The following is a 26,728-nucleotide window of genomic DNA, read 5'->3' as shown; positions in this document are numbered from 1 at the left end:
AACATACTACTTTTTGAGGGCATGCAATTGTAAGCGAAGATAGAAAAATGGTCAATATTTCATAGACAGTTAAAACAGCAACCATTTTCCTACTTATCACTTGTTTTTATTCAGCTTTTGGTTTTCGTGCAGTGGTACGTGTTCTTGGCTTTTTTGTAACCTTTGTTTCACTCGCTTTTACTGGCTCTGCTTGTTTTTCTGAAACGGTTTCAGCCACTTGAGTTGAATCCTCTACAGCATCCAAGTCATCTTCTAGTGCATATTCATCTGTTTCTTCAACTGGAATAGCTGTTTTTTGTGGTGCAACTTCGGCATGTGGTTCCAGCATTTGATCTGCCAATTCTTCTAATCCCTGCTGAATATTTTCATCTACCTGTGTTTCGGTTGCGTCCACTTTGTCAGATTTTTTCTGTACTTTGACTTTACGGATGCTTTGATGATCCGTTAGTACTTGTGTGGTCGCATCAGAAGGTTCTGCAGCTTGGTTATTTGTATCTAATGACTCATCTAGATCGTCTTGAGCCTTATCTTCACCTTTTAACTGTTCCAATAGTTTAGGCGCAGCCTGTGCAAGTAATTCTAACGACTTTTCATAAGCATGAATGGCAGATAAGTTGCTGTCTTTATGTTGAATCAAATAGCTGCGAGCATTGGAGAATACTTGTTGCGCTTTGTGATGTACATCTTCTACCAATTTCCAGCTATATATAGCACTGACCGATGCTGTTGCAACAGGCGTAAGTTTATTCAGCATAGAGAACTTAGGTACGCTGTTTAGCCACGGCCATTTGGCTTCACCCTGTTCATTTAAAAAGTATTTTTTTAGGGATTCATAGTCATTACTTGAACCCAACAGGTTTTGTAATTGGTGTACATCATGCGTTTGCAACATATTGGATAGGGTTTTAAGTCCCATCAGCACCGCTTGCTTTTCTGCAATCACACCTAAATCAATTTGTTTGAAAATAAACTGTACGATTTCTTGTTCAGTTTCTTTATTCAGTTCAAAACCGTAAGCACGACCCACCTGATAGATTGTACGCAACGACATAATGATTGATGCAGGTACATCAATCGTTGAACCAATTACCCCTGTTGCCCCTGTCAATGCACCTTGCAGGGAGGCAATCCATTTGTTTTGCTCCGCCAGTGCCTGACCAATACGTTTGGAACGATCGACATCTTGTGTCAGTTCTTCTAAATCACGCACACCCGCCTGATCGAGCACAGCATCGACTGAACTAATGTTAGAACTAAAATTGTTGAGCTGATCAAAAAAGTAATCTGAAATTTTGTCGGAAAAATCTGGAGAAACAAAACTGGCAACCTGATTAACACGAGTGTAGTGACGACCGAGTAACTGACGTGACACTTGTGGAATATGCTGTCTGAGCATGTGTTGAGGATTGTCATAATGGTGCGCCTGAAATGGGCTGTAACTACGTGCCTGACCTTCAATAATTTGTCCTGCATTGGAACGTGGCTCCTGCTTGGTTGCTGTACTTGGTGCAACCTGCTGCAAAACATGCATGCCTGTACTGCTGAGCTTTTTAGCCACTCCAATCGCATTCGAGAAGAATCCGCTTGTTTGTTTATTATTAGAATCTGACATTCTTACTCCTCATTTTTAATTTCTATGATTTATAGGTAAATACTAGGTGTAGTCTAAGTTTATCTCAATATGATTGTGTATCTTTTGGTTGGCTTCCTGCATCCATTCTGCTGTGTTTTGGTGGTTTGAACACTGCTGCAAAGTGGCATCATATTTGCCATAAGAATTCAAAATTCTTTCTGTTATTATGAACGCAATTGAAAGACATGAGTCATCCCGTATCAGGCACAGCTGTGCAATTGCGGTGTTCGGCTCAACATTATCACCATATAAGGGATCTGTAGATGAAACGTGTTGTAATCACCGGCATGGGCATTAACTCGTGCATTGGTAATACTTTAGAAGCTGTGACTCATTCTTTACAAAACGGTATTTCTGGAACACGTTCCAACCCAACGTATGCTGAACTGAATTTCAAGAGCCATGTAAGTGCAGCTGCTGAACAAAATTTTGACCACATTGACCGTAAATTAAAACGCTTTATGGGCGTGTGTGCGATGTACGCTTACAACGCTGCAGTCGATGCGATTGAACATGCTGGCTTAAAGCAAGAAGATTTAGCAGGTAACCCACGTTACGGTATCGCGGGTGGTTCTGGCGGTAACTCAACTGCATCTGTTGCAGAAATGATCGAGTTACTTGAAGAAAAAGGCGCACGTAAAATTGGTCCTTTCTTCGTACCACGTAACATGTCGAACACGATTACAGCTAACTTGGGCGTTGCGTTCAAATTACAAGGGATCGCTCACTCAATTACTAGCGCATGCGCAACTTCTGCAGATGCAATTGGTTATGCCTACAACCTAATTCAATTGGGTAAACAAGATTTAATGCTTGCAGGTGGCGGTGAAGAAGATCACTGGTCACAAAGCTTATTGTTTGATGCGATGGGCGCATTATGTTCTAAATACAATGACACACCTGAAACAGCATCTCGTCCGTATTCTGCAGACCGCGACGGTTTCGTGATTGCTGGTGGTGGTGGTTTCGTGGTGCTTGAATCACTTGAACACGCTCAAGCGCGTGGTGCAAATATCTTAGCTGAAGTTGTGGCTTATGCTGCCAACTCTGACGGCGCAGACATGGTTGCACCAAGCGGTGAAGGTGCAACACGTTGTATCCTCATGGCTTTAGACGAAGCAAAACAACACGGTGTAGAAAAAATTGACTATGTGAACACTCATGGTACTTCTACCCCTGCGGGCGATGTAACAGAATTAAAAGCCATGGAACGTGCATTTGGCGAAGGTCAAGTTCCTGCACTTAGCTCAACGAAGTCAATGACAGGTCACAGCTTGGGCGCCGCTGGTGTTCAAGAAGCAATTTACTCTGTCTTGATGATGCAAAACGACTTTATCGCACCAAACATCAACGTTACTGAACTAGATGAAGGCGCAAAACCATTTGATATCGTACTTGAAAAACGTGACACAAAATTGAATACTGTGATGAGTAACAGTTTCGGTTTTGGCGGTGTAAATGCCTGCCTTATTTTCAAGAAGTGGGATGAATAATCTCCATAGGATGATCGATGGATGCACCTTCTGATGCTTTTTTATGGGTAAAAGCATTACATATTATTGCTGTGGTTTGTTGGTTCGCTGCATTGTTCTACCTACCACGTTTATATGTTTACCATGCCATGAGTGAAGATACGCTGAGCCATCAGCGTTTCGAAATCATGGAGCGCAAGTTGTACCGAGGGATTATGTGGCCATCTATGATTGCCACCCTCATTACGGCACACTTTTTGGTAGATTGGGGTGATGCCACCCGCAATTACCACGATGCGTTATGGTTTTACCTGAAAGTTGCATTGGTGGGTTTATTGGTGATTTATCACTTGGTTTGTGGCTACTACCGTCAGAAATTGATTGGTAATGCACATTACAAATCACATAAGTTCTGGCGATTCTTCAATGAAATGCCAACAGTTTTGTTACTGGCAATTGTGATTTTAGTGGTGGTTAAGCCGCAATTCTAAGCGTTAAACCTCAACATCTAGATACGTCCAACTTAACTCAATTGCAATTGAGTTAGAAAAAAACCTCAGCTCTATATGAACTGAGGTTTTTTATTGACTTCAGCCTTATTTATTTTTGATAGATTGGATTGCGTGATAAGACTTAAACCCTAAGGCTTCTGCTTGTTTCTGCTGAGATTGAGGAATAGTCACGATGGCAATTCGTCCATCCGCCCCACCACAGACTTGTGCATACATTCTTCCATCTGAACCCACACGAGCCTGATATACCTGAATCTGTGCCTGCTGCAAACGCTGGCTAATCTCAGCAACAGTTAAACCAGTGTCAGGCTCACACTGACGATGTTGCAATGAGGTGTACATTTCAATCTGTGCTGCGGACTCTGGAAGTGTGGGTATGCTATTCACGCATGCCGTCATCAGTACTGAAACTGCCACAAAAGTAATCGATTGACTGACTCGCTTCATCACAACCTCCTTCTCAATCTGGATATGAAGATTGAAGCATGATCCTGCCTAAAGCTCTGCGGTAAAAATGCAAACAAATATAGCCCAAAAATTAAGGCAACTCTGCAACTACCGACAAAATTTGTGCAAAATGCTGAATTCGATATTTTGGAGCAGCTAAATCTAACTCCTGTGCTGAGCCATAGCCATATTCAACTGCGACACAATCTATGCCATTAGCACGTGCGCCTAAAATATCGTGCTCACGATCTCCAATCATTAAACACTGCTCAGGCTGCAATTGTTCTTGCTGCAAAATATAGTGAATAAGGTCTACTTTATTGGTACGGTCGCCATTCAACTCGCTACCATATGGATATTCAAAATATTGCAATAAATCAAAATGGTCTAAAATTTGGCGTGCATAAACTTCAGGTTTGGCTGTCGCTAAAAATAATCGATAGCCCAGTTGTTTTAAACTGGCTAGAGTCGTTGCAACATCCTCAAAGACATGATTTTCAAACAGCCCTGTGGTGGCAAAGCGCTCACGATAGCCCAATAAAGCTTGCTCAGCTAAGACATCATGCACATCCACCTCAAGTAATTTCGCCAAAGAGGCTTTGAGTGGCGGCCCAATAATCCAGTCAATATTTTCACTTTCTGCAATAGGGTGCCCAACTTTTGCCAAACCATAGCGTGCAGAAGCGGTAATGCCCTCTTTGGGGTCAGTTAAAGTGCCATCTAAATCAATTAAAAGGGTGTTAATCACAATCCATGCCTATCAGTACAAATGACTATCGAGAGTTATTACAAAGTTACCTATACTAACGTAAATATAAGCAATGAAGGATATGGCTGTGCGACCAACGGTACTTTGTTTTTCTGGTTTAGACCCATCGGGTGGTGCTGGTTTACAGGCTGATATTGAAGCGATTGGCAATAGTGGCGCACATGCAGCGATTGCCTGCACAGCATTGACCATCCAAAACTCTCAACAAGTGTTTGGCTTTGAAGCAACATCTAAAACACTGTTACTGGCTCAAGCCAATGCTGTAGTGAATGACCTGCCAATTAAGGTTGTTAAGTCAGGTATGTTAGGCACAACCAACAATATTGCAGCACTGGCAGATTTTTTGCGTGAACACCCTGACTATTTATATGTGCTTGACCCTGTATTAGTGGCCAATAGCGGTGGTTCTTTAGGTGATCAAGCCACGTTGGTTCAGGCGTTTAAAGCACTAATTCCACTTGCTACCTTAATTACTCCCAACACAGTGGAGTTGCGCGCTTTAACGGGTGAAGATGATCTGGAACGTGCAACCGCCAAGTTGTTTGAAATGGGGGCACAGGCTGTTTTAGTCAAAGGTGGACATGAAGATACGCCCAACTATATTCGTAATGCACTGTATAGCAACAATGAACTGGTTTCAGAAACCCGTTGCCCTCGCCTTGAGGGTGAATATCATGGTTCGGGTTGCTCTTTGGCAAGCTTTATTGCAGGACGCTTAGCAATGGGAGATCAACTCAAACAAGCAGTACAACATGCAGAAACGTGGTTGTTTGGTGTACTTAAACATGCCGAAACACCTGTTCCAAATGGTCAGAAAATTCCGAAACGGTTTTAATTTTAAGGCAGAGATATTTAAGCCCTGAGCATATATCAGGGCTTTTTATTTCAATTCTTAACGTTCATGTCGTTGTTTTAAATTTTCAACATGCTCACGATTTGTTTTCCAAGACTTCTCCAAAATTTCTTTTTCTATCCGTAGTTGAATACGTTTAAGCTTCATCGGTGGAATCACCTCATGCTGAAAGCCTTTAACAAACTCAATCCAAGCACTGCCTTTAAAAACATTCTTAGGTAAACTGGTTTTAAATTCACAATCTGGCATAAATACAATCACAGAATGCAGCAATTGAGGCTCGACAATATCGCTCAATACCGATTCCAATACTTTTATATGTTTATAATTTTGATAGACAGGGTTCTGAAACTTATAGCTTTTCTTATAAATCTTTTGTGTCCATACTTTTTGACGCTCTCCACCAAAAATCCAGCCTTTATAGTTTTTCGTTTCAATCACAAAAACGCCAAAAGGACTTAATAAAATATGATCAATTTGCGTTGTCCCTGCCGACTCATCAGGCAAAGTCACGTCATTCAATAAAATATAACGCTCATCTAAATACAGTTTTACATGCGTACTTACCGCAAACTCTCCCACCTTTCCCTTTAAAAAAGGTTTGAAAATTTTAATTAACCCCACACCTGCAACAAGCAGAATAAGCCACCAAAACTGCAGCACTAATGTTTTTAACATTTCCCCTACTCTATTTTTATATCGCTAAGTTCTGCACAAACTACTCAGCTTTTAAAAGTGATGATTCCAACTCTAATAAGATCGCCTTATTATCCAAACCACCAGCGAATCCCACCAACTTACCATTCGCACCCACCACCCGATGACACGGCGCAATAATCGAAATTGGGTTTTTGCCATTTGCTGCACCAACTGCACGTACAGCTTTAACATTACCTACCTGTTCTGCAATTTGCTTATAGCTACGGGTTTCACCAAATGGAATCTCTAGCAAAGCTTGCCAGACGCTTTGCTGAAATGCCGTACCTTCAAAATCAAGAGGGAGATCAAATTGCTGGCGCTGTCCTGCAAAATACTCTTGGAGTTGCTGCTTGGTCTTACACAAAATAGGATGATCATCTTGCTGTAGCAAAGTGGCCAAGCGTACACGTTTAGGATTTTCATTTTCCCACATGACCGCAACCAGTGCCTGATCATGTGCTACCAGTTTCAGCACACCCACAGGAGTATCCATTTCAGTAAAGAACAATTGCACGATCTACTCCTATTTGCATACCGTGGTTAAATCACAAACCAACAAGACCTTGCCTAACCCTAGCTTGAAGATACTTTCATTAGTACCAAACCTGAGATAATCAACACAGCAGCCAACATACGCATGGCACTGGCAGGCTCACCTAAAATAAAAATACCCACCAAAAAAGAACCCACTGCGCCGATACCTGTCCAAATGGTATAAGCCGTACCTAAAGGTAAAGTCCGCATGGCATAAGCCAACAGCACAAAACTTAAAATCATAAAGATCAGAGTGATGATACTGGGTATCAGCTTGCTAAAGCCATCGGATAGCTTCATCGAATATGCCCAGACGACTTCAAAAATACCCGCCAATATCAACATTATCCAGGCCATGACGCCCTCCTTCAAAATAATGAAATCAGGCCGTCCTGAAGATTTTTTCTTATTCAGTTTTTAGTTCTATCTTTGACTAAAACTCAATAAGGGAGGTCGTTCCCCCTGTGATGCTTTAAATCACGACCACTATTCAAGCGCTATTTTAAACTTAAAATTTTGCGTGCACCATTCAACACAAACATCGCCACAATTAAGCCAATGATCAGGTCTGGATAATTCGAGCCTGTCAGTAGCACCAAACCACCTGCAATAATCACCCCTAAATTGACAATCACATCATTGGCCGAAAAAATATAACTGGCCTGCATGTGCGTACCACCATCTTTATGCCCTGAAATCAGCCATAAACAGGTGACATTTGCCACCAATGCAGCAGCGCCAATGAGCATCATCAACATAGATTCTGGTTCGCTACCCAAGAAGAAACGACGCAGTACATCCACAATCACCACTGCAGCCAAAGCCAATTGCACCCAACCTGAAAGATGTGCAGCTTTAAGTTGCTTTTTAGCCGATTGCCCCACCACAAATAGTGCCAAGCCATAGACTGCAGCATCGGCAAACATATCTAAAGAATCGGCAATTAACCCTGTGGAAGACGCAATCAAACCTGCGATCAATTCCACCAAGAACATTACTGCATTGATACCAAGCAAGGCATATAAGACTTTTCTTTGTGCCCGACTGTCGGTTATAGGCAACTCCGTTTGTGTATTTGCCTCAGTCTGTTCAAGCACCGCACCTAAGCCCAATGTTTCCAACTTTTCGGTAATTTCTGCTACAGATCGAGTGTGGTGATACACCTTCAAATGACGTGCCGCCAAATCAAATGACAAAGCTGCAATATCATTGTGATCTGCCAAAGCAATGCGCACCATTTGTTCTTCTGCACCACAATCCATTTTAGGAATGTTGTAGGCACTGACCCATGGACTTAAAGGAATTTGATCTGCCGCAACCACATTTGCATTGGACTGAGCATTGTTGGTGTTGGCGCAACTCTTGTTACTGCAACACGAATCAGCAGTATTTTCAGCAGATGTAGCGCAATCACTCCCACAAGACTGATTTGACCCTGCAGATTGACTGGAGCAAGCAGATTTAACGGGTTGGTTATCCTGACCATCACAGCCAGACGTATTACTACATTGGTTTTTCAGGTTTTGATCTTGAGTCGACTGAGCGTCCTGAGTTGAAGATGACATACACCACACCCAAACATACAATAGGCTCAGTATAAACCAAGCCTATGCTTTTTGGAGTCACCTATTCATTCAAGAAAACAATACTCAACCCAATATCGTTGGTAAGTTTGTGAGTTGGTGAATAATTAAAACCTGAAACGCAAACCTGCAGCATATAACCAACCCTGTTCAGATGGCGTGGAAGTTTGCCAAGCCGTATGCTGATTGCCTTTATGATAGGCATACCCCACATCTACATAGGGCATAATGTTTTTATTCACCTCATAACGTAGCTCAAGTCCTGCTGCCACATGACTTAAACCCGTTTTTTGTGCATATCGAGTATCATCACTGATCTGCAGTTTCACATCTAAATATGGCTGTGCAATCCACTTTTGGGTAAGCAGCAAATCGCGAGTTGTTTCCAACTCCACTGCCGCATAGTGATCATGGCCAACATAGACATGAGCATCGGTTTCAAAGAAATAAGGCGCTAGACCATGCAAGCCCAGCACGACATCTAAGCTTTCTTCAGTATCAGTTTGCTGTACCAATTCAGCAGTCTGATTGCGATAACGCACACCTGCCTGCACATCCCAAAAGTCTGAAAGCATGCGGCTATATAACAGCTTGGCATCATATTCAGTCGGTTGTGATTCATGCTTAGTACGATGAATTTTCAAAAATAATTTATTTTCATCGGTTCCGATACGGGTTTGTAATTCAGACTGCAATGCACCCTCACCGGATTCATTGAGCTGCCATTGTGTATCAACCGTAGTTACGGCATAGATTTGCGCACCATGCTCTTGACGATGATCATGTGGTTGCGACTCTGGCAAGGAGATGACTGACTGATGCGACTGATGCGACTGATGCGACTGATGCGACTGATGCGACTGATGCGACTGATGCGACTGATGCGACTGATGCGACTGATGCGACTGATGCGACTGATGCGACTGATGCGATGCTGAATCAGATACAACTACAGTTGCAAGCATAGATGCACCTGAATGGGCAGCATGTGATGCGGTTTCAGCCATCACCCCACCACTCAAACTACACACTGAAACACCAAGTACAGATTTGGCAAAAAGATTAATGATGCGCATGTTGCTCTCCTTTTTGCTCAGTACTGTCCTTTCCTTCATTAGACGCAATTGGCGTGCTTGAACGCTGATCATCGCTGACGTGAGCCACAATTAACTTATTCATCATTCCTGCACTCATGTGATAAAGCAGATGACAATGTATAGCCCATTCCCCAAGTTCATCTGCGGTTAAAAGTGCCGTGACAGTTTTGCCAGGCGGCACAATTATCGTGTGCTTATTGGGTAAATCTTTCGCAGTTTGACCATTTTCCAGTTGCATAAACATGCCATGTAAATGCATTGGATGCGCCATCATGCTGTCATTAATAAACTTAATCCGAATCCGTTCGCCATATTGCACCTGTAACGGCTCCGCCTCACTAAACTTCTTACCATTGATGGTCCAAATATAACGCTCCATCGTACCGCCTAAACGAATCACCAATTCACTCGTCGGCTCGCGAGTATCTTTCTGCGGTTGCAGCGCTTGTAAATCTGCATATTGCAAGGCTTTATGGCCTACAGGTGTAGAGGCATTGGCCCAACCATATACCACAGTCGAATCATTTTTCTTTGAAGCTGTGTTGTGCTGAGAATGATCTATGTCTGATGTCACGGCATGGTTCTTTTTAGAGTGATCCATTTCTGACATCGCTGCATGATTCATTTTGGAGTGATCCATTTCTGACATCGCAGTGTGGTTCATTTTAGAGTGATCCATTTCCGACATTGCAGCATGGTTCATTTTGGAATGATCAACGTCTAAATGTTCTGAGCCATGCCCCATATCTTCCATCGTGAGTAAAGCACGTGGGCGTGATTGCGCTACATGCGGCATCTGCATAGTGGGTAGTAGTTCATTTTGTAAGCGACCCAAAGCAAAACCCGAACGATCAATCGATTCGGCTTCAATTGCATAATGTGCGGCTTTAGGCTCAACAACGACATCATAGGTTTCGGCGGTTCCAATACGAAACTCATCGACACTGACAGGTTTCACAGGCTGACCATCGGCACTGACTACCGTCATTTTTAGGTTTGGAATCCGAACATCATAAAAAGACATCGCCGACGCATTAATAAAACGCAGGCGGACTTTTTCATTTGGCTTAAACTTGCCCGTCCAGTTTTGTTCAGGCGTTTTACCATTCATCAAAAAGGTATAGCCCGTGACATCGGAAAGATCGGTTTTCAGCATCCGCATCTGGTTCCACATTTTACGGTCTGACCAAGTGGCTTTTAACCCATCACGCTGAGTTTGACGCAAAACATCAGCCAAAGTTTCACGCCGATTTTGATAGAACTCTGCAGAAATTTTTAAATCTTTCTGAATTTGATTACTAGATTTTTCATGGAAATCTGACAACATCACCACATAATCACGATCTGTTTGTTCATGTGCTGGTAAAGGCTGTTTGGCTTGAGGATGAATGAGCAATGCACCATATAAACCGTCTTGCTCCTGACCTTTGGAATGTGCGTGATACCAATAAGTACCACTTTGACGTACTTTAAATTGATAAACAAAATGCCCCTGCGGCTTAATTCCCCTAAAACCATTAAAAGCGGGTACGCCATCCATTAAGCCTGGCAGCAATAAACCATGCCAATGAATCGATGAGTCCTGATTTTTTAATTGATTATGAACATGAATTACTGCGTCATCGCCCTCTTCAAATTCAAGTAGAGGCGCAGGAAACTGACCATTGACGGTAATGCGCTTTACAGATTTACCTGTGATATTCACGGTTTGTTCTGCAATGGTAAGGTGGTATTCCTTAACTGCTGCAAAAACAGCATTGGAGCATAATGCGCAGGCACTTAAAAACAGTGCACGCTGATAAAATTTAGACATGACTTAATCCTTAAAAATAAAACGACAAACGTGTTTTGGGTTCAGGATTAAGCTTTGGGTGGGCGTAAAATTTGTTGCCAATGCCCCAGTAAATGCTGCGCCTGATAAGCAGGCAACAAGATATTGGCAGTTGTAAGTTCTGCAGGTTGCATCAGTTCAGGCAGTTGCACATTCAGCACAGTGCTTAGGCTTTGGCAATGCAATTGTGCACAATCCTGACAATTCATACTGGCAGCAGAAAAATCAGTAGCGCTGAGGCAATCTGGGTTGTTGGTATTCTTAGATGATAGATGTGCAGCAGATGTATCTAGCTGCGCCACAGCATGTGAACGACTATGCCGATCCTGTAAAAATGCATGTTGCATATCAACAGAATTTTTAGATGCAACAGAATGACAATCCGATAAAGAAGATAAAGGTGGATTGGCAGATGCGGCTGATACAGCAGATTGTGTTTCAGTAATTTGTGTATGGCTAGACATCATCCAGACATGGGTAGGTTTGACAGCAGCACTGACAATACTGCTCCACCCCATGACCCATGCCATGAGGACTACAAACCAAACTTGTTTGTACGCTGGAGCAAGCACTAAATTTATCCTTTTAAGTCGCAATACACAGTCTTGTATTCGCCTTGTTTAGGCATCACAGATGAACATTTTTGCCAAGTGCAACTTCTCTGCGAGTTGTTAAACACTATAATCTAAGCCCCAGTTATGCACAATCTTTTCCAATGGAGAAAATTGATTAAAACAGTCCGATTTAAAAACCTACTAAAACAATCAAGTTATATATTAAGCAACTTATTTTTATGATTCACTGAGTAAATACTCAATAAATTCAGTGTATTTAAAACAAACAAAAAGGATTTAATTGAATCCTTTTTATACTTATTTTGTATAAGTCATAAACAGTTGATGTACAAATGTTTATAAATTAATAGGCTTATCCATAGTGTTATCAACATAGATATCCATACGGTTATCTACAAAGTTATCCACAACTTAAAGCCTTGTGATTGTAGAAACTTATACTTCAACTGCGCCCACTTTTGCCAATTCAGCGCGCATTTCGTCAATCACAGTTTTATAGTCTGGCTTACCAAAAATTGCTGAGCCTGCAACAAACATATCTGCACCCGCTTCCGCAATCTCACGAATGTTGGCAGGGCCTACGCCACCATCAACTTCTAAGCGAATATCACGACCTGAAGCATCAATAATTTGACGTGCCTGACGCAGTTTTTCCAAAGTCATTGGAATGAATTTTTGCCCACCAAAACCTGGGTTCACACTCATTAATAATATTTGATCGACTTTATCTAACACATAGTCCAAATAATGTAATGGTGTCGCAGGGTTAAAGACTAAACCTGCTTTTGCTCCGCCCGATTTAATCAATTGCAATGAACGGTCAATATGCTCTGAAGCTTCAGGGTGGAACGTGATAATGTCCGCACCTGCTTCCAAGAAATCACCAATCATACGGTCTACAGGTTTCACCATTAAATGCACATCAATTGGTGCTGTAATGCCATAATTTTTCAGTGCCTTACACACACCTGCACCAAAAGTTAAGTTAGGTACATAGTGATTGTCCATGACATCAAAATGCACCACATCTGCACCCGCCTGCAGCACATTTTCAACCTCTTCACCCAAACGGGCGAAGTCTGCAGACAAAATAGAAGGAGCAATTAAATAAGGCTTAGACATGGGAGAACCTAGCTGAATATTGGGATTGTGGCGCATTATAGCAAAGACTGACTGGCTTGGTTAAACCCGTTGCGATTCAATGATTCTATATCCGCAACGCTCTGTTGCACCCTCCCGCTCGATTTTTTGAATGACTTTGTTATGGTAAATATCCTTCCACTTATTTTAGCAAGATGGCGGTTGCTACAGATCATGCATAGTTCAGCTCATATTCAAACAACACAGGCAAGTCGTATTGCCAAACGTCTACTTAACCACTGGAAACATAAATTTGAAGTTGCAGAAAGCAGCGATCAATTGCAAATTATGATGCCTACAGCAACCATTTCTCTGATTCCACAAGTGCAAGCATTGCTGGTACACATTCAACTACAAGATACCGAAGCCGATTTAACACGACTTGAACAGGTGGTGCTAGATCACTTAATTCGTATGGGACAAGAACCACTTACTGCTATTTGGCAACGTCATTAATTCATATATTTATGGCGTTGCATGCTGCATTTGTTCAAATTCTTTGACTGCCTGAATCCGTTTTTGCGTTGCAGGATGGCTTTGTAAAAAATCCAGTGGTGATTTCTTGGCTTGGCTGTCTTCGCCAGCATCTTGAGCCAAACGCTCCAAAAAATTTGCTAGATGAACAGTAGGAATACCCTGCTGCTGCATGGTTTTGAGTGCGTAGTGATCTGCATCAGACTCAAAGTTACGTGAATAATTCGCTCCCACCAATGCCACAGGTAAGGCCGAAATTAAATCTGTACCATCACCTGTAATGGCCAGCAAAATAATACTAAACCCTAAACTGGACAAGGCCTGCTGCAAGCTGTGTCGCTCGACCAAATGCCCTTGTTCATGTGCCAAAACTGCAACCACTTCCTGATCATTTTGTGCCAAAGCCACCAACTCATCGGTCAAAATAATAGTGTTGTTGGGAATGGCCAAGGCATTGGCACCCAAGCTTTCGCCTTGACGGAACAGTACTTTGGCAGGTGCATCGCCTGCAATGAGTTTTTGATAACTCCCAATAATTTGTTGCTGACGTGCTTGTGACAACTGACTCGGTTGTGTCATCTCTAAAATATAATGCTCGGCTTCATTGCCAATTTTCTGCAAGCTACTTGCAGGCAATTGATAGGCAACATATTTTGCAGCGCTAGGAATACCCCATTGAATCGTTGCAAAAACCATGAGCAATACAAATACCAGACTAAAGACAATCAGGCTTGGGGTACGTTCAAGTTTCCAAATGGAATGATGCACATCTTTATGCCGCAATTGAAACCATTCTGGCAAGGCTTGAGAAAACTCGATGCGGGCATCATCATTTAACTCAATCACAGGCTGGATTTTGCCTAATGCACCAACCAAGGTCATTGCAGCATAGTCATAGCGTCGTTGTTTTTGCAGTGCATCGCCATAACGTATAAGCACTGACTGGTCATCTATCGGAGAAATTTGCGCTGCCCATGGCTTAGATATCACACCATCATAAAACACGACATCCAACACCTGCGCAGCCATATTCTTCCCCATACTTAGAGCGATACATCAATATCAAAAATATCGCTGATTTCTTCTGCAAGCGCACTATGTTCAGCCTGCAGTTTGTTGATCATCGCATCTGGATCATTTTTTAAATGCAAACTTAAAGATTCCACCTGATAGCGATATAAACGAATCGCAGCCCAAGGCGTCATTAAGCCCAAACTCAGCACTTTAACAATCCAATTCGTGACCATAATCCATGCATAATGCCACTGCCCGCAATCGGTTTTAAATACGCTGCGGCTAATACTGGTATTGTTCCACGTGGTAATAAAAATTCGTGCCGACATCAGCGGCCAGACAAAAAATAAACCAAGTAAATAAATCGCTAAAAACAACCAAATCAATTGTGCAGGGTTGCTGCTCAATTGTCCTGCAAAGGCCAAAACTAGGCCAGCCCCCACTAAAATTCCAATAAACAGAAAAACGGGAATGTACATAGCGCGCATATAGGCAGGCCAGTCTGCATTCAATTTAAATTTGAGCTGACCTGCGTATAAGTGGTCTAGGCAATAGCGTTTATACATCCACACCACAACAGGAAAAAACAGTCCCAGAGTCAACAGGTTGATGACAATACATTTAAGAAATACCCAATAGGCTTCTTTATTGCTGCCCGAAAAATAAAAACGGGCATTGCCAAATTTACTATTTCGGGCATTAAAACGAATAGTGGCACGAATCAACCACGGCACTGCCAGATATAAAATGACCACCCCAATCAAGGTCGCTTTAACTGAATAATTGGAAATTACCGATATGGCCACATAAATACCAATTGCAATTAAGCGCCCCAATAAAATTTTATGTGGAATACCAGTGAAGTCAAAACGACGCTGCACAAACTCAGTATTGCCATAAAAATAGCGCAAACGACGGACTTTAGCCCAAGGTGCATAAAGTCCAAAGGTCACAATCATTAGCAAAATATTGACAATCCAGATGCCAAAATATTCTGAGGCTGTACCGTGAAATTGAAAATGATGGGTACGTCCCAACCATGGGTTTTCTTCAGGTGAGACACGCGGTTCAGGTGTAAAAAATGTAGAGGTTGTAGGCGGATGCTGCGCTGCATTCCAGTCTGAATTATGCATGTTTTGCCTTATTGTGTTTTATTTTGATGCCAGTGGCTTTACCCGTAAACCAATTCTATAAAATACAGTGATCTTTCCAAATGGTAAAAAAGCAAGTGCTGAACATTTTAATCAAAAGTCAGCAACTTGCCTAGAAAAGTTTAAAAAAATCAGCGTCTAAAATTAATTGCTATGCAGCGTCATCATCTTGCAATTGTACTGCATGGAATTGTAAATGCTCATCCATAAAACTTTGAATAAAATAATAACCATGATCATAGCCTGCATGTTCACGTAAACTTAGCGACTGCCCCACAGCAGCACAGGCTTGCTGAAATAATGCAGGATTGAGCTGACTATAAAATTGATCCTGAAGCCCTTGATCAATCAGAATATCTTTGAATAACGCACCTTTGGTTTGTACCAATGCAGTGGCATCATGCTGTAACCACACTTGCTGATCTGTACCTAAATAATTGGAAAATGCCTTTTCACCCCACGGACATTGACTTGGTGCGCAAATTGGCGCAAAGGCAGATACGGACTTAAATTTTTCAGGATATTTAAATGCAAGGGTCAGAGCACCATGACCGCCCATACTGTGGCCCATAATACCCACTTGCTGCGGATTCACTGGAAACTGCGCAAGCACTTGTTGATACAGCTCATCGGCCACAAAACTTTCCATTTGATAATGTGTTGCCCAAGGTGCCTGTGTTGCATTGATATAAAAACCTGCCCCCTGCCCAATATCCCAATGATCGCCTTGTGCGACAGTATCCCCACGTGGGGAAGTATCTGGACTAATCAGAATTAAACCCAGTTGTGCCGCCATGCGCTGTGCATGCGCTTTAATTGCAAAAGTTTCTTCCGTGCAGGTCAAGCCCGCCAAATAAAATACCGTAGGACAGGCCTGACCAGCCAAGGCTTGTGCAGGCAGAAAAATGCCAAAGCGAGTTTCACCCTGCAAGGCAGTAGAATGAAAACGATAAATCCGTTGTTCGCCCTCAAAACAGCGATTGTTCTGAATTACTTCCATCACTCTCTCCTACTGTACAGATACTTTTTATTTAATTTATTCGGCAGTGCGCACATTCATTTGCGTATCACTGTTTGCAGCCATACTGCTTTGTGGAAATAAACGCTGCTCTAATTGTGGCAACATTAATTCCATATTTTTACCCATAGACCACTGCGGTTCTGATGGGGCAAAACCTTGGGCCTGTTCCCATTTTGCCACAGTTACTTTGGCCTCACTAAAGGCATTGGCAAAGGAATTCTGCTCACGCATTGCTTGATCAAAAAACGCACGACCAAAATAAGTGTAGTCTGCTTCATTTGAGCAACCAAACGATTCACGATCTGCTGCCGAAGCGGTGATGACCAAGGTATTATCATCTTGCAAGGCCGACACAAAGCTACCCGAATAACAGGCAGAAATCACAATCACTCGCCAGCGAATACCTGATTTATCTAAAGTGTCTCGTAGCCATTTCGGATCGACCTGATTTAAATCGAGCGGTGCATTTTCAATTTCAAAGTGATCTTTTAAACCGTGTGAAGTCATATATAAAAACAGTACGTCACTTTCACGGTTCATACGCTGTCCAATACGGCGTAACGCCATTTCAATACTGGTTTGTGAGGCAATTGGGATTACATTACGGGTCATAGGGTTATTGATTAACACCATAGAACGCCCAAAAGTTCCAAAACGGGTATCAAACTGTTCACGAATACGTTCAATTTCAGACATAAAGACATCTTGATAACTCGCCCCTGCCACACCTAAAAAATACCAGTGCGATTGAGCAAATTCACCATATTGAATACTTTCTAAAGCCTTATTCAATACACGGCTTTGCGCATAAAAAGCTTCTTCGCTCAAACTAGGTGGAACTTCTTCTACTTTCCAAATGGGCTGACTTTTCACTGACATTTGCCAGACCACTAAAGTAAACAACGTTGCCAAAACAATCAGCGCACGCTCCCACCACGGCCAGTGCAATTCACGTGAAAACACCCATACGACGGCCAAGCTTTGCCATACAAACAGCACCATGAAAATAGTGGGCAAATAGTCATACAATACATACGGCAAGACATCCATCATACCCATGTATTGAATCAGACTTTGTAATAAAGCAACGTGGGTGTCTAGCACTAACCACAGCAACGCAGGGACCAAAAGTAGACGAGGATTATTGACCCGTTGGGACAAAATAATTCCAACAATTAAGGCGATAAACGGCCACAGGGCATAGCTGACCAAACCCTGCGGGTTAAATTCACCAACTTCACCTGCCACTAACCAGCTAAATAAGGTATTGGCAAGACCACCTAGAATCCCCCAAAAAATCAGTTGGGGAATAGATGGACGAATAATTTGTAAGGAGCGTCGCGAACCCAAAAATAACCAAACGCCCGCAGCTTGGTTGCTTTTAAAATCGTGCCAAAAGTTAATGGAGGGTTTGAAGTCAATCATAGGATTCTGTTAATCGCAGCTCGCGTTTTCACACTCCAAGTTTATGCTTGTCGTCGTAATTATCAATTGTCATTTTTAACTATATAACAAATCTTTGCACATTATAGAAGCATTGAGCCGCTTGCCCCTGCTTTAGTGGTAGAAATCTACCCATTGTTCAAATTTGGCTGAAAATAAGCATCGAAGCGACAGGCATCCCCTTGCCATTGATGGGTCGTTGATCGGCCCGCTAAAAACACCGCCAAACGTGGGCGTTTTACCACCACTCGTTTTGCAACTTGCTGTGCCAAACCCAGTAAATGATCGCCTAAATCCATTTCACCATGTTCAGGTAACAACAAATGCAATAACTGCATTTGTTTTTTCACCTGCGCCTGCTTTTTCTGGGCTTGCTGATGCTGATCACGCTGTGGAAACATTGGGTCTAAATACACCACATCAACTATTTTGCCTTGTGCAGCACAGTCCCGCAAATAATCGGCTGAGTCTGCAAAAACCAGATCAATTCGCGCCACCACGGGAGCCAAAAATGGATCCCCCTGTGCTTGGCGTTTAGCATCTTCTAATAAAGTAAATAAAATAGGATGGCGTTCCAGCAAAGTGACCTGCGCACCCAAATGTGCCATGAGCAAACTGTCGTGTCCAAGTCCTGCCGTTGCATCAATCAGACTCGGTTTTTCTGACAAATTACAGGCACGTGCAATCATTTCAGATTTTAAAGATGCACGCTTTAAACGCCCTGATTCTGCTTTCCAGTCGGGCTGCATTTTCATGCCATTGGCGCACAACCATAAGCCGTCTGCGTCTACACATAAAGCAAGCTCAGGATGCAAACGTAAAAAACGGGCATTCAGTTTGTCTACCACTTCTAGACAAACCTGTACCCCTCTAGACAAAAGCACAGCAGAATAATGCTGTGCTTGAGCTTGCCATTCGGCTTCGGTATATAAGCGAAGCCCGCTTACCATAGTTTCCAGCCTGTAAATGCGAACAATAAAATTACCAGACCTGAAGCAATACGGTACCAAGCAAAAATCATAAAATCTCGCTTAGCCACATACGCCACCAAGGCACGGATTAGCAATAGTGCCGATACAAAAGATACGATGATCCCGAAACTGAGCACCGTCCAATCTTCTGTGGTTTGGAATACATCATAGCTTTGGTACAAGTCGAGTAAGCCTGCGCCAATAATGACAGGAATACCCAAAAAGAAAGAAAATTCAGTGGCGGCTTTACGCGAAACACCCAAGAACATTGCACCAATAATGGTTGCTCCTGAACGTGATGTACCTGGAATAAGCGATAACACCTGAATCAGACCAATCCAGATAGCATCTCTATAAGTTAGGTCTTCAACTTCATGCGCACGTACTTGTGGTGGATGTTTCTCAATCCACATAATGATAAAACCACCAATAATCAGACCAATGGCTACGGCAACATCATTAAACAATAATTCTTTTACAGTTTGCCCAAAAGTCAGTCCAATCAGAATAATTGGAATAGACGCCATAATCAGACCAAAGCCCAGACGACGACCTTTTTCTTCGCCTGTAAACATTCCTGTCGCTGCGCCCCAAAGACGTGTCCAGTACTCATAAATGACTGCAGCAATTGCCCCCATTTGAATGGCAATCACAAACACATCACTTTTTTCCTTGGTCCAGAAGTCCATCAGTTCAGCCGCAAGAATCAAATGCCCCGTGCTGGAAATGGGTAAAAATTCGGTAATCCCCTCTACAATACCCATAATTGCCGCTTTGAGCAGCAGTAAAAGATCCATAAATAACCCTAATTATGCTTTGCCTTGTTCTGGAATTTTTTTCCAAGCATTGTCACGTAAATATACAGGCAGTGCTTGTTCTGCGCTCACCCATTGCTGTTGCTGCGCATAGACGCGTGCAATAGTAGCAATATCTTGCGCGGTTGCACTTAAGCCTTTGTATTGTATTTGTTCTTGATCAATTAAACCCGCACCCGAACCCACTAAAGTAAAGCGTACCGCTTTAGCAGCATCGCTATAATTCAGCAATTGTTCCTGATCAACCGCCTGCATAATGCCCTGTTCATTCAACTGAAAACTAGCAATATAGACTTCATTCATTCGTGCATCGAGCACCGCAGTTACTGCATTTAAACCTTCAAGACGATAAGCCGCCTGTGCCAGTGCCTGCAAGGTCGATACAGGAATCACAGGTACATCATGCGACCATGCCAATGCCTGAGTCACTGCCGCATTAATACGCACACCGCTAAATGAACCTGGACCCCGGCTAAATGCAATTGCGGTCAGGTCTGCCGTACTGATTTGTGTTTGGGCAAAACCCTGCTCAATCATGGGTAAAATCGTTTGCGTTTGTGCTTTTGCTCGCGCATCCAACTGAAAAAAGAGTTCCTGCGTTTCATCTACTATGGAAACGGAACACTGCTCATTGGCAGTTTCCAATGCCAGCAATTTCATGCACAACCTTCTAAGGAATAAATTTCAAAAAGTGGCGTTATGATACTCCACTCCAGAAATTCTCGCGAGGATTTAACGCAATCTGCGCATTGAATCCTCTCTAAAAATACATCTAACCCAATATGTAAAGTGCTCAAAGCACAACGCCCAAGCAGAAGCTTGGGCGTTGTTGTGAATCTAGCAGATGGCTTATTTTTTGGTTGGGTCGTTATTGCCAAATAACGGCCCCATACCGCCACCACTGAATTGTTTTTGCAAACCACCCAATGAGCGCATCATTTTTGCCATGCCTGATGGATTGGCAAACTTTTTCATCATTTTTGCCATTTGTGCATGTTGCTTGATGAGTTTATTCACTTCTGCCACCTCCATACCACAACCCGCAGCAATACGTTTTTTACGGCTTGGGTTCATGAGGTCTGGGTTACGGCGTTCTTTAATGGTCATCGACTGGATAATCGCTTCCATTTTCTTAACTTGCTTTTCAGGATTCGCCTGAGCAATGGCATCTTGAATACCTGAGTTACTCATGCCAGGCAACTTGTCCAAGAAGCCCATCATGCCACCCATTTTATTCATTTGCTCAAACTGCATTAACATGTCTTCAAAGTTGAAGCTGCCGCCTTTTTGCAGTTTTTTCGCCATTTTTTCGGCTTTTTCTTTGTCGATTTTACGTTCAACTTCTTCGACTAAAGACAGCACGTCACCCATGCCCAAAATACGTTGTGCAACACGTTCTGGGTGGAATGGCTCTAGGGCATCAAGTTTTTCACCCATCCCCAAGAATTTAATTGGCTTACCTGTAATAGCACGTACTGAAAGTGCCGCACCACCACGCGCATCACCATCCGTTTTGGTCAAGATCACGCCCGTTAATGGCAAGGCATCATTAAAGGCTTTGGCTGTATTTGCCGCATCCTGACCTGTCATGGCATCGACCACGAACAAGGTTTCAGTCGGTTTAATAGCTGAGTGTAATGCTTTAATTTCGTCCATCATGTCATCATCGACATGCAAACGACCTGCGGTATCGACAATTAAAACATCAGCAAACTGAATTTTTGCCTGTTCGATAGCACGGTTGGCAATATCTACAGGGTTTTCATTGGCATTCGAGTCAAAGAAAATTGCACCAACTTCACCAGCAACTGTTTGTAGCTGTTTAATCGCTGCAGGACGGTAAACGTCGGCAGACACCATGGCGACTTTTTTCTTTTGACGTTCTTGTAAAAAACGTGCCAATTTTGCAGCTGTGGTGGTTTTACCCGCACCCTGCAAACCTGCCAACAACACTACAACTGGTGGCTTGGCAGCTAGGTCAAGGCTTTCATTGGCCTCGCCCATCATTTTTGTGAGTTCGTCATAGACAATTTTGACGAACGCCTGACCAGGGGATAACTGAGTCATCACTTCCTGACCCAATGCCTCTTCCTTAACTTTCGCGATGAATTCACGAGTTACAGGTAACGCCACATCGGCTTCAAGAAGTGCCATACGTACTTCACGTAACGTATCTTTAATATTGTCTTCGGTTAGCTGCCCTGAGCCAGTAACATTTCTTAAACTCTGCGTGAGTCGTTCTGTTAAGGTATCAAACATTGCAAATTCCGCTTAAAATAGCCATTAGCAAAAAAATGTTTCTTTAAAATAGAAAATTTATGCACAAGATGCTATAGGATACTGTAGTTCTCATCGAATTTATATAAATGAATATTCATCATCCTGAAAAAGGTTTGACATGATCAGTCTCCCCTTGGTTTATACGATTTTAGCATTAATCGCTTATACCAGCTCTTTTTGGTATTTATTTTCTCATTTAATGTCTAAACGTGCGCCAAATCACTGGTTTATTCGTTCTCTGCTCAGTTTGGGCTTAGTGCTGCATGCTGCGGTGTTATATAACGATATGCTGACGCCAATGGGTGTCAATTACAACGTGTTTAATCTGATGTCATTTACTTCAGGTCTGATGTTATTGCTGAGCTTATTGTTCAGTAGTTACCGTCCTGTGATTGCACTGAATTTGATTGGTATTCCTGTGGCTGCTGCGGGTTTAATTGCAGGCTTTTCATTCAGTCAGCATAATTTATTTATTAGCAAAAATTCGATTGGCTTAGACATTCATATTATTTTGTCGCTAGCGGCCTATGCTGTATTGCTCATGGCGACCATTCATGCGGTGTTAATGTGGTTTCAGAACCGCGAACTGAAAAATAAACAAAAGCGTCGAGTTTGGGTCAATTTACTGCCCTCTTTGCAAGATATGGAATCTTTGCTGTTTGATATGCTAATCGCAGGTTTTGCCCTACTGACTGTCGCATTAGGCTTTGGCTTCTTTACAGTAGAACATTTCTTTGCACAGCATTTAGCGCATAAAACGGCGTTTAGTATTATTTCGTGGTTTGTCTATGGTGCATTACTACTTGGACGCTACAAGTTTGGTTGGCGTGGTCAAAAAGCGATTCGCTTTACCATTATTGGTTTCTTTTTATTGGCGCTCGGTTTTATTGGTTCTAAGTTTGTGTTGGAAATGATTTTGGGGAAGTGAGTTGATTACACTTTTACAATGATCAGAGCGAACGAGTTAATCTATTTATGCCGAGAGCAGATAGAGAACAGAAATATTAAAGTCCTTGTGAAGACCATATCAATTCCAAGCCATTGCCTAGACATCCTCCATAAAAAAACGTATAACTCCACTTTTGTTTGAGCTAGTAGCATCCTGTGAAACTAATTCTTGCACCCATGGAAGGCTTAACCGACCCCATCATGCGTGATGTACTCACGTCTGTAGGCAGTTTTGACTGGTGTGTGACAGAGTTTATTCGGGTCACAGATAGTATTTTACCAGACCATATCTATCATACTTATTGCCCAGAACTACTCACCAACGGTAAAACTGCCGCAGGCACGCCTGTACATGTGCAATTTTTGGGAAATAACCCTGATATGTTGGCGGCCAATGCAGCTAAAGTTGCGGCGATGGGTGCACCTGCGATTGATATGAACTTTGGCTGTCCTGCTAAAACGGTCAATCGTCATCGGGGTGGTTCAGTCTTACTCGATGAACCCGAAGTGGTTTATGAGCTGGTCAAAGCCGTGCGTGATGCTGTGCCTGCCCACATACCTGTTTCCGCCAAAATGCGTTTAGGTTATATGGATCGGAACTTCATGCTGGAAAATGCACATGCCATTGAAGATGCAGGCGCAGCATGGGTCACGGTGCATGCGCGTACCAAAGCCGATGGCTATACACCGCCTGCCTTTTGGGATCAACTGCGCCCTATTCGTGAAGCATTGAAGATAAATGTCATTGCCAATGGCGAAATTTGGAATAATGCCGATGCCAAACAATGCCAGTTAGAATCGGGCTGTGAAGATTTAATGATTGGTCGTGGTGCGGTCACCACCCCAGATTTGACCCAATGTATTCGTCAAAACTCAGACCTACCTTTGCTGAGTTGGCAAGATTTGCTACAACTACAAATTCGCTTTATTCATGGCCCTGCCAAAACTGAAATTGGAATGCTAGGCCGTTATAAACAATGGCTTGGCATGATGTCAAAACATTATCCAGAAGCTAAAGCATTATGGGATGACATTAAGCGACTGAAAAAGTTAGATGAAATTATGGAAAAGTTAGTCGCTCGAGCGCAAGTGAATTAAGCACTTGCACCGATTGAATGAGTCATTAATATTTTTACTTTAGTTTTTAATCGGCAGATGCATATTCAATTTGGCTAACAAAATTGGGCATGTCCCACGCACTGCCCGCAAAGCCTTTACATTGCCCTGCATCGAACTGATAGCTTTTCACAAACTGCTGACCATTCCACGCCCATTCAATTTGACTAAAACAATCTCCAATACCACGACCTTTTTGATATGCAAAAACCTGCCCATTGCTAAATTCTGAAGCTGAATCCGTCACAAACTGATGGATATGTTGCAGCTTTTTGTCCATAACCCAATAAGCCACACCCATATTATATGCACCACGCCAACAATCTGCTTCCACCAAAGTACGCTGCTGATTAAGCGAGTAGAGTCGAATATGCTGATCTTCCTCAGGTTCAAACAACATATAACAATTATCACGGTCTGCTGACTGACGTAATATCGGATACAGTTTGTCTGCACTTGCCGCAGTAAGCACTTGTGCTTTGGCTGTTCTATATTTTGGCTGCATCCGAATACTAATTTTCGGAATAGGCTGCGCAACTAACACTTTTGAAGATGACTGCTTACCCTTTGCAAGTACGGCAGATGTTGTCCCCACCCGCTTTTGGAAGCTATCCATTTTTAACAATATCGCACTTAAGCCTGCATCAGACAATTGCCAGCGTTGCTTAGCTTGCCTTAATTCAATAACGGTATACTGACGTGCCTGCACCAACAGCTTTTGCACACTGGCAGCAGACAAGTTAGCAATATTTTCATTAAAGCGTAACTGTTGCAAAGCCCGTCCATTTAAAAATAGTGTCGCTTGAGGAACATCATTTTGAATTTGTATTTGACCTTGTATGACCTGATTTTGACCTGCTTTACGCGTTAGCAATACGCTAATCGGTTGCTCAAAATTGTCATCAGTTTGGTAACCCGCAGCACGGCAGGTGCCTGTATTATCACAAGCCAACTCCCAGTCTTGATGCTGAAAATATAAGCCTTCAATCGGTGCAGTTTTAGATGTCGCTGTTGTACTTGCTACTGGTGCTGCAATCAACAAAGGGCTAAACAATGCTCCACTGAGTAACAACCCCGCACTCAAACCACCTGATAATTTTTTCATCTTATTCTTCCTGCTTGCTCTTGTTTCACCAAATGACCTTCAACACATCGAGAGGAAAGTTCAAAAAGTCCATACCTCGTACTCACCTACTCGCGTACATCTAAACGAATCGCAACAACTTTCCAGCGCCAGTTGCGTGGTTGCAGCTCAAATTCGGTAAGTCCTGCATATTGGGTGGGTACTTTAACCACGAATCGGTTCCAACGATGAAAACCACTGCGAATATCTAGACTCGGTTTAAAAGCCTCGGCAAGTTCAACTTGTTGTGCATGCGCACGTGGAAAAATACTAAATCCTGTTTTCCGATGCTCCACAGTCCATTGCTCTGCGGAGGTTTGCGGCAATCGTAAGGATAAATCTGGTAAACGAATGGATTCCTGCCATGCTTTGCCCTGCATCAATAAAGCAATACTTTCTGGCGTCAGTAAAACATCTAGCATTTTATCGCTCAGCTGATCAGTCAATAGCTGCCCCAAAACATTTGGTGCTGAAGAGGATGCCTCAAAACCCATTAACTGCTGTAAACGCTGCTGCACTTGTGGTTTTAAACTGGCTTTGACTTGCGGATAATCTATATAGCTTGAAAGTTGGTCTGCTTGATGTTGCTCCACAGCCTGATTGATTTGATACAGGCTCCAATATGGCCCTGCGCACCATACCGCCACCACCGCTATAAGTACCAAGAATATCCGCATCGCCAATTTTTTCATTAATCTTCTTCTCTATCCAAAAATGCTCAAAGTACTTCACTCAATACTGTCAATTGGGGAACTATCCATGACATCCACACCAAAATAAAAAAGCATGCCGCAGCATGCTTTTTATATAAGGCTTAAAATTAAGGATAACCTTAAGGTTAAGCACTTACTGTTAAATCTTTAATGGTACTGCTGCTACCATTTGTTTTAACCGATTCAATGCCTTTTTCACGTGATTGCTCAGTTGTATAGAGCTGGCTTGTACCAATCACCTGATGATTGGCGGCTTTTAAATTAAAATACGGCTTATCGTTTTTAGAAGTCAGACGGTCATAACGGCCATCTTCCTGACTGTTTTTTTGTACCGAAGCGATACCATTTAAAGCCGAAGCTTTAGCTTTATAGTACTCACTGGTTAAAATTATTTCGCCATTCCCCGCTTTAAGTACAAAACGATATTGTGCATTGCTTGCTTGTGAAACTTCGAACCATCCTGACATAGTTTCCCCCAACTGTTTTTGTGAGTGGTGTTGTTAAGTAATGACTA

At 42.6% G+C, this 26,728-nt stretch carries 28 protein-coding genes; 6 read left to right on the top strand and 22 right to left on the bottom strand.

Going from position 1 to position 26,728, the window contains the following annotated elements:
* Positions 1-106 precede the first annotated feature (106 nt).
* Positions 107-1,612: an EcsC family protein gene (locus ACNS8M_RS03185; RefSeq protein ID WP_168541978.1), complete on the bottom strand. Its 1,506-nt coding sequence runs from the start codon at positions 1,610-1,612 to the stop codon at positions 107-109.
* A 284-nt stretch (positions 1,613-1,896) separates the two neighbouring features.
* On the opposite strand from ACNS8M_RS03185, the gene ACNS8M_RS03180 reads away from it, so the two are divergent.
* Complete coding sequence (locus ACNS8M_RS03180; RefSeq protein ID WP_168460860.1) at positions 1,897-3,126, top strand: beta-ketoacyl synthase N-terminal-like domain-containing protein; 1,230 nt, start codon at positions 1,897-1,899, stop codon at positions 3,124-3,126.
* 17 nt (positions 3,127-3,143) lie between these two features.
* Positions 3,144-3,596 carry a protoporphyrinogen oxidase HemJ gene (hemJ, locus tag ACNS8M_RS03175; RefSeq protein ID WP_004975266.1) on the top strand — a complete coding sequence of 151 codons (453 nt, stop codon included), beginning with the start codon at positions 3,144-3,146 and terminating at the stop codon, positions 3,594-3,596.
* A gap of 105 nt (positions 3,597-3,701) precedes the next feature.
* Here the strand turns inward: hemJ and ACNS8M_RS03170 are convergent, their stop codons facing one another.
* Together ACNS8M_RS03170 and ACNS8M_RS03165 are read right to left on the bottom strand one after the other, a co-directional pair.
* The gene (locus ACNS8M_RS03170) at positions 3,702-4,064 is read right to left on the bottom strand and encodes a hypothetical protein (protein WP_168460858.1); all 363 of its coding nucleotides are present in this window, start codon (positions 4,062-4,064) and stop codon (positions 3,702-3,704) included.
* A 91-nt stretch (positions 4,065-4,155) separates the two neighbouring features.
* Positions 4,156-4,812 (bottom strand): HAD-IA family hydrolase, encoded by a 657-nt coding sequence (locus ACNS8M_RS03165; RefSeq protein WP_168418148.1) that lies wholly within the window; start codon positions 4,810-4,812, stop codon positions 4,156-4,158.
* Between the two features lie 88 nt (positions 4,813-4,900).
* Between ACNS8M_RS03165 and ACNS8M_RS03160 the strand changes: the two genes are divergently transcribed.
* Positions 4,901-5,668, top strand: coding sequence for a hydroxymethylpyrimidine/phosphomethylpyrimidine kinase (locus ACNS8M_RS03160; RefSeq protein WP_168418155.1), 768 nt, complete (start codon positions 4,901-4,903; stop codon positions 5,666-5,668).
* 57 nt (positions 5,669-5,725) lie between these two features.
* On the opposite strand, the gene ACNS8M_RS03155 is transcribed toward ACNS8M_RS03160, so the two are convergent.
* The 8 genes from ACNS8M_RS03155 to rpe all read right to left on the bottom strand — a co-directional run bounded on the left by ACNS8M_RS03155 (position 5,726) and on the right by rpe (position 13,127).
* Positions 5,726-6,364: a nuclease-related domain-containing protein gene (locus tag ACNS8M_RS03155; RefSeq protein WP_168460855.1), complete on the bottom strand. Its 639-nt coding sequence runs from the start codon at positions 6,362-6,364 to the stop codon at positions 5,726-5,728.
* A gap of 40 nt (positions 6,365-6,404) precedes the next feature.
* On the bottom strand, positions 6,405-6,878 hold the full coding sequence (locus ACNS8M_RS03150; RefSeq protein ID WP_171525248.1) for a methylated-DNA--[protein]-cysteine S-methyltransferase: 474 nt from the start codon (positions 6,876-6,878) through the stop codon (positions 6,405-6,407).
* Positions 6,879-6,958: 80 nt separating this feature from the next.
* Positions 6,959-7,276 (bottom strand): quaternary ammonium compound efflux SMR transporter SugE, encoded by a 318-nt coding sequence (sugE, locus tag ACNS8M_RS03145; RefSeq protein ID WP_168541980.1) that lies wholly within the window; start codon positions 7,274-7,276, stop codon positions 6,959-6,961.
* 140 nt (positions 7,277-7,416) lie between these two features.
* Positions 7,417-8,484, bottom strand: coding sequence for a cation transporter (locus tag ACNS8M_RS03140; RefSeq protein WP_419225112.1), 1,068 nt, complete (start codon positions 8,482-8,484; stop codon positions 7,417-7,419).
* Between the two features lie 125 nt (positions 8,485-8,609).
* Positions 8,610-9,578 (bottom strand): copper resistance protein B, encoded by a 969-nt coding sequence (locus ACNS8M_RS03135; protein ID WP_419225111.1) that lies wholly within the window; start codon positions 9,576-9,578, stop codon positions 8,610-8,612.
* A complete protein-coding gene (locus ACNS8M_RS03130; RefSeq protein ID WP_168541984.1) occupies positions 9,565-11,412 on the bottom strand; it encodes a copper resistance system multicopper oxidase in 1,848 nt (615 codons plus the stop codon). The genes ACNS8M_RS03135 and ACNS8M_RS03130 overlap by 14 nt, the downstream gene beginning before the upstream one ends.
* 47 nt (positions 11,413-11,459) lie before the next feature.
* Positions 11,460-12,002: a hypothetical protein gene (locus tag ACNS8M_RS03125; RefSeq protein WP_168418142.1), complete on the bottom strand. Its 543-nt coding sequence runs from the start codon at positions 12,000-12,002 to the stop codon at positions 11,460-11,462.
* A 438-nt stretch (positions 12,003-12,440) separates the two neighbouring features.
* Positions 12,441-13,127, bottom strand: coding sequence for a ribulose-phosphate 3-epimerase (gene rpe, locus ACNS8M_RS03120; protein ID WP_004975246.1), 687 nt, complete (start codon positions 13,125-13,127; stop codon positions 12,441-12,443).
* Positions 13,128-13,319: 192 nt separating this feature from the next.
* On the opposite strand from rpe, the gene ACNS8M_RS03115 reads away from it, so the two are divergent.
* Positions 13,320-13,601, top strand: coding sequence for a DUF2218 domain-containing protein (locus ACNS8M_RS03115; RefSeq protein WP_168460842.1), 282 nt, complete (start codon positions 13,320-13,322; stop codon positions 13,599-13,601).
* Between the two features lie 9 nt (positions 13,602-13,610).
* On the opposite strand, the gene ACNS8M_RS03110 is transcribed toward ACNS8M_RS03115, so the two are convergent.
* The 8 genes from ACNS8M_RS03110 to ffh form a co-directional block, all read right to left on the bottom strand.
* On the bottom strand, positions 13,611-14,648 hold the full coding sequence (locus tag ACNS8M_RS03110; RefSeq protein WP_168541986.1) for a M48 family metallopeptidase: 1,038 nt from the start codon (positions 14,646-14,648) through the stop codon (positions 13,611-13,613).
* Positions 14,649-14,662: 14 nt separating this feature from the next.
* Positions 14,663-15,766, bottom strand: coding sequence for a YjgN family protein (locus tag ACNS8M_RS03105; protein ID WP_419225110.1), 1,104 nt, complete (start codon positions 15,764-15,766; stop codon positions 14,663-14,665).
* A gap of 169 nt (positions 15,767-15,935) precedes the next feature.
* A complete protein-coding gene (gene fghA / locus ACNS8M_RS03100; RefSeq protein ID WP_168418139.1) occupies positions 15,936-16,784 on the bottom strand; it encodes an S-formylglutathione hydrolase in 849 nt (282 codons plus the stop codon).
* Between the two features lie 36 nt (positions 16,785-16,820).
* The gene (locus tag ACNS8M_RS03095) at positions 16,821-18,230 is read right to left on the bottom strand and encodes a C13 family peptidase (RefSeq protein ID WP_168418138.1); all 1,410 of its coding nucleotides are present in this window, start codon (positions 18,228-18,230) and stop codon (positions 16,821-16,823) included.
* 146 nt (positions 18,231-18,376) lie between these two features.
* Positions 18,377-19,198 carry a class I SAM-dependent methyltransferase gene (locus tag ACNS8M_RS03090; protein ID WP_168541992.1) on the bottom strand — a complete coding sequence of 274 codons (822 nt, stop codon included), beginning with the start codon at positions 19,196-19,198 and terminating at the stop codon, positions 18,377-18,379.
* Positions 19,192-20,016, bottom strand: coding sequence for an undecaprenyl-diphosphate phosphatase (locus ACNS8M_RS03085; protein WP_168418136.1), 825 nt, complete (start codon positions 20,014-20,016; stop codon positions 19,192-19,194). The genes ACNS8M_RS03090 and ACNS8M_RS03085 overlap by 7 nt, the downstream gene beginning before the upstream one ends.
* Before the next feature lie 12 nt (positions 20,017-20,028).
* Positions 20,029-20,694 (bottom strand): tRNA (adenosine(37)-N6)-threonylcarbamoyltransferase complex dimerization subunit type 1 TsaB, encoded by a 666-nt coding sequence (tsaB, locus tag ACNS8M_RS03080; protein WP_168460832.1) that lies wholly within the window; start codon positions 20,692-20,694, stop codon positions 20,029-20,031.
* 189 nt (positions 20,695-20,883) lie between these two features.
* Positions 20,884-22,293, bottom strand: coding sequence for a signal recognition particle protein (ffh, locus tag ACNS8M_RS03075; protein ID WP_168418134.1), 1,410 nt, complete (start codon positions 22,291-22,293; stop codon positions 20,884-20,886).
* Between the two features lie 139 nt (positions 22,294-22,432).
* On the opposite strand from ffh, the gene ACNS8M_RS03070 reads away from it, so the two are divergent.
* Both ACNS8M_RS03070 and ACNS8M_RS03065 read left to right on the top strand, forming a co-directional pair.
* Complete coding sequence (locus ACNS8M_RS03070; protein WP_019837757.1) at positions 22,433-23,242, top strand: cytochrome C assembly family protein; 810 nt, start codon at positions 22,433-22,435, stop codon at positions 23,240-23,242.
* Between the two features lie 176 nt (positions 23,243-23,418).
* Positions 23,419-24,360, top strand: coding sequence for a tRNA dihydrouridine synthase (locus ACNS8M_RS03065; protein ID WP_286429199.1), 942 nt, complete (start codon positions 23,419-23,421; stop codon positions 24,358-24,360).
* Positions 24,361-24,406: 46 nt separating this feature from the next.
* Here the strand turns inward: ACNS8M_RS03065 and ACNS8M_RS03060 are convergent, their stop codons facing one another.
* The 3 genes from ACNS8M_RS03060 to ACNS8M_RS03050 all read right to left on the bottom strand — a co-directional run bounded on the left by ACNS8M_RS03060 (position 24,407) and on the right by ACNS8M_RS03050 (position 26,681).
* Positions 24,407-25,483, bottom strand: a complete 1,077-nt coding sequence (locus tag ACNS8M_RS03060; RefSeq protein ID WP_168541994.1) for a DUF1176 domain-containing protein — start codon at positions 25,481-25,483, stop codon at positions 24,407-24,409.
* Between the two features lie 86 nt (positions 25,484-25,569).
* Entirely contained in the window at positions 25,570-26,193 is a 624-nt protein-coding gene (locus tag ACNS8M_RS03055) for a DUF2939 domain-containing protein (protein ID WP_168418132.1), read from the bottom strand.
* A gap of 146 nt (positions 26,194-26,339) precedes the next feature.
* On the bottom strand, positions 26,340-26,681 hold the full coding sequence (locus ACNS8M_RS03050) for a YegP family protein (RefSeq protein WP_168418131.1): 342 nt from the start codon (positions 26,679-26,681) through the stop codon (positions 26,340-26,342).
* Positions 26,682-26,728 lie beyond the last annotated feature (47 nt).

The sequence above is a fragment of the Acinetobacter sp. A2 genome, assembly GCF_048537555.1.
Taxonomy (GTDB): domain Bacteria; phylum Pseudomonadota; class Gammaproteobacteria; order Pseudomonadales; family Moraxellaceae; genus Acinetobacter.
Note: the sequence above shows the minus strand (reverse complement) of the source record. Positions and strands in the feature narration are given on the sequence as shown.

Coding starts and splice junctions, on each gene's coding strand:
- ACNS8M_RS03185 (WP_168541978.1), bottom strand. CDS start 1,612: ATGTCAGATTCTAATAATAAACAAACAAGCGGATTCTTCTCGAATGCG.
- ACNS8M_RS03180 (WP_168460860.1), top strand. CDS start 1,897: ATGAAACGTGTTGTAATCACCGGCATGGGCATTAACTCGTGCATTGGT.
- hemJ (WP_004975266.1), top strand. CDS start 3,144: ATGGATGCACCTTCTGATGCTTTTTTATGGGTAAAAGCATTACATATT.
- ACNS8M_RS03170 (WP_168460858.1), bottom strand. CDS start 4,064: ATGAAGCGAGTCAGTCAATCGATTACTTTTGTGGCAGTTTCAGTACTG.
- ACNS8M_RS03155 (WP_168460855.1), bottom strand. CDS start 6,364: ATGTTAAAAACATTAGTGCTGCAGTTTTGGTGGCTTATTCTGCTTGTT.
- ACNS8M_RS03150 (WP_171525248.1), bottom strand. CDS start 6,878: ATGGATACTCCTGTGGGTGTGCTGAAACTGGTAGCACATGATCAGGCA.
- sugE (WP_168541980.1), bottom strand. CDS start 7,276: ATGGCCTGGATAATGTTGATATTGGCGGGTATTTTTGAAGTCGTCTGG.
- ACNS8M_RS03140 (WP_419225112.1), bottom strand. CDS start 8,484: ATGTCATCTTCAACTCAGGACGCTCAGTCGACTCAAGATCAAAACCTG.
- ACNS8M_RS03135 (WP_419225111.1), bottom strand. CDS start 9,578: ATGCGCATCATTAATCTTTTTGCCAAATCTGTACTTGGTGTTTCAGTG.
- ACNS8M_RS03130 (WP_168541984.1), bottom strand. CDS start 11,412: ATGTCTAAATTTTATCAGCGTGCACTGTTTTTAAGTGCCTGCGCATTA.
- rpe (WP_004975246.1), bottom strand. CDS start 13,127: ATGTCTAAGCCTTATTTAATTGCTCCTTCTATTTTGTCTGCAGACTTC.
- ACNS8M_RS03115 (WP_168460842.1), top strand. CDS start 13,320: ATGCATAGTTCAGCTCATATTCAAACAACACAGGCAAGTCGTATTGCC.
- ACNS8M_RS03110 (WP_168541986.1), bottom strand. CDS start 14,648: ATGGCTGCGCAGGTGTTGGATGTCGTGTTTTATGATGGTGTGATATCT.
- ACNS8M_RS03105 (WP_419225110.1), bottom strand. CDS start 15,766: ATGCATAATTCAGACTGGAATGCAGCGCAGCATCCGCCTACAACCTCT.
- fghA (WP_168418139.1), bottom strand. CDS start 16,784: ATGGAAGTAATTCAGAACAATCGCTGTTTTGAGGGCGAACAACGGATT.
- ACNS8M_RS03095 (WP_168418138.1), bottom strand. CDS start 18,230: ATGATTGACTTCAAACCCTCCATTAACTTTTGGCACGATTTTAAAAGC.
- ACNS8M_RS03090 (WP_168541992.1), bottom strand. CDS start 19,198: ATGGTAAGCGGGCTTCGCTTATATACCGAAGCCGAATGGCAAGCTCAA.
- ACNS8M_RS03085 (WP_168418136.1), bottom strand. CDS start 20,016: ATGGATCTTTTACTGCTGCTCAAAGCGGCAATTATGGGTATTGTAGAG.
- tsaB (WP_168460832.1), bottom strand. CDS start 20,694: ATGAAATTGCTGGCATTGGAAACTGCCAATGAGCAGTGTTCCGTTTCC.
- ffh (WP_168418134.1), bottom strand. CDS start 22,293: ATGTTTGATACCTTAACAGAACGACTCACGCAGAGTTTAAGAAATGTT.
- ACNS8M_RS03070 (WP_019837757.1), top strand. CDS start 22,433: ATGATCAGTCTCCCCTTGGTTTATACGATTTTAGCATTAATCGCTTAT.
- ACNS8M_RS03060 (WP_168541994.1), bottom strand. CDS start 25,483: ATGAAAAAATTATCAGGTGGTTTGAGTGCGGGGTTGTTACTCAGTGGA.
- ACNS8M_RS03055 (WP_168418132.1), bottom strand. CDS start 26,193: ATGAAAAAATTGGCGATGCGGATATTCTTGGTACTTATAGCGGTGGTG.
- ACNS8M_RS03050 (WP_168418131.1), bottom strand. CDS start 26,681: ATGTCAGGATGGTTCGAAGTTTCACAAGCAAGCAATGCACAATATCGT.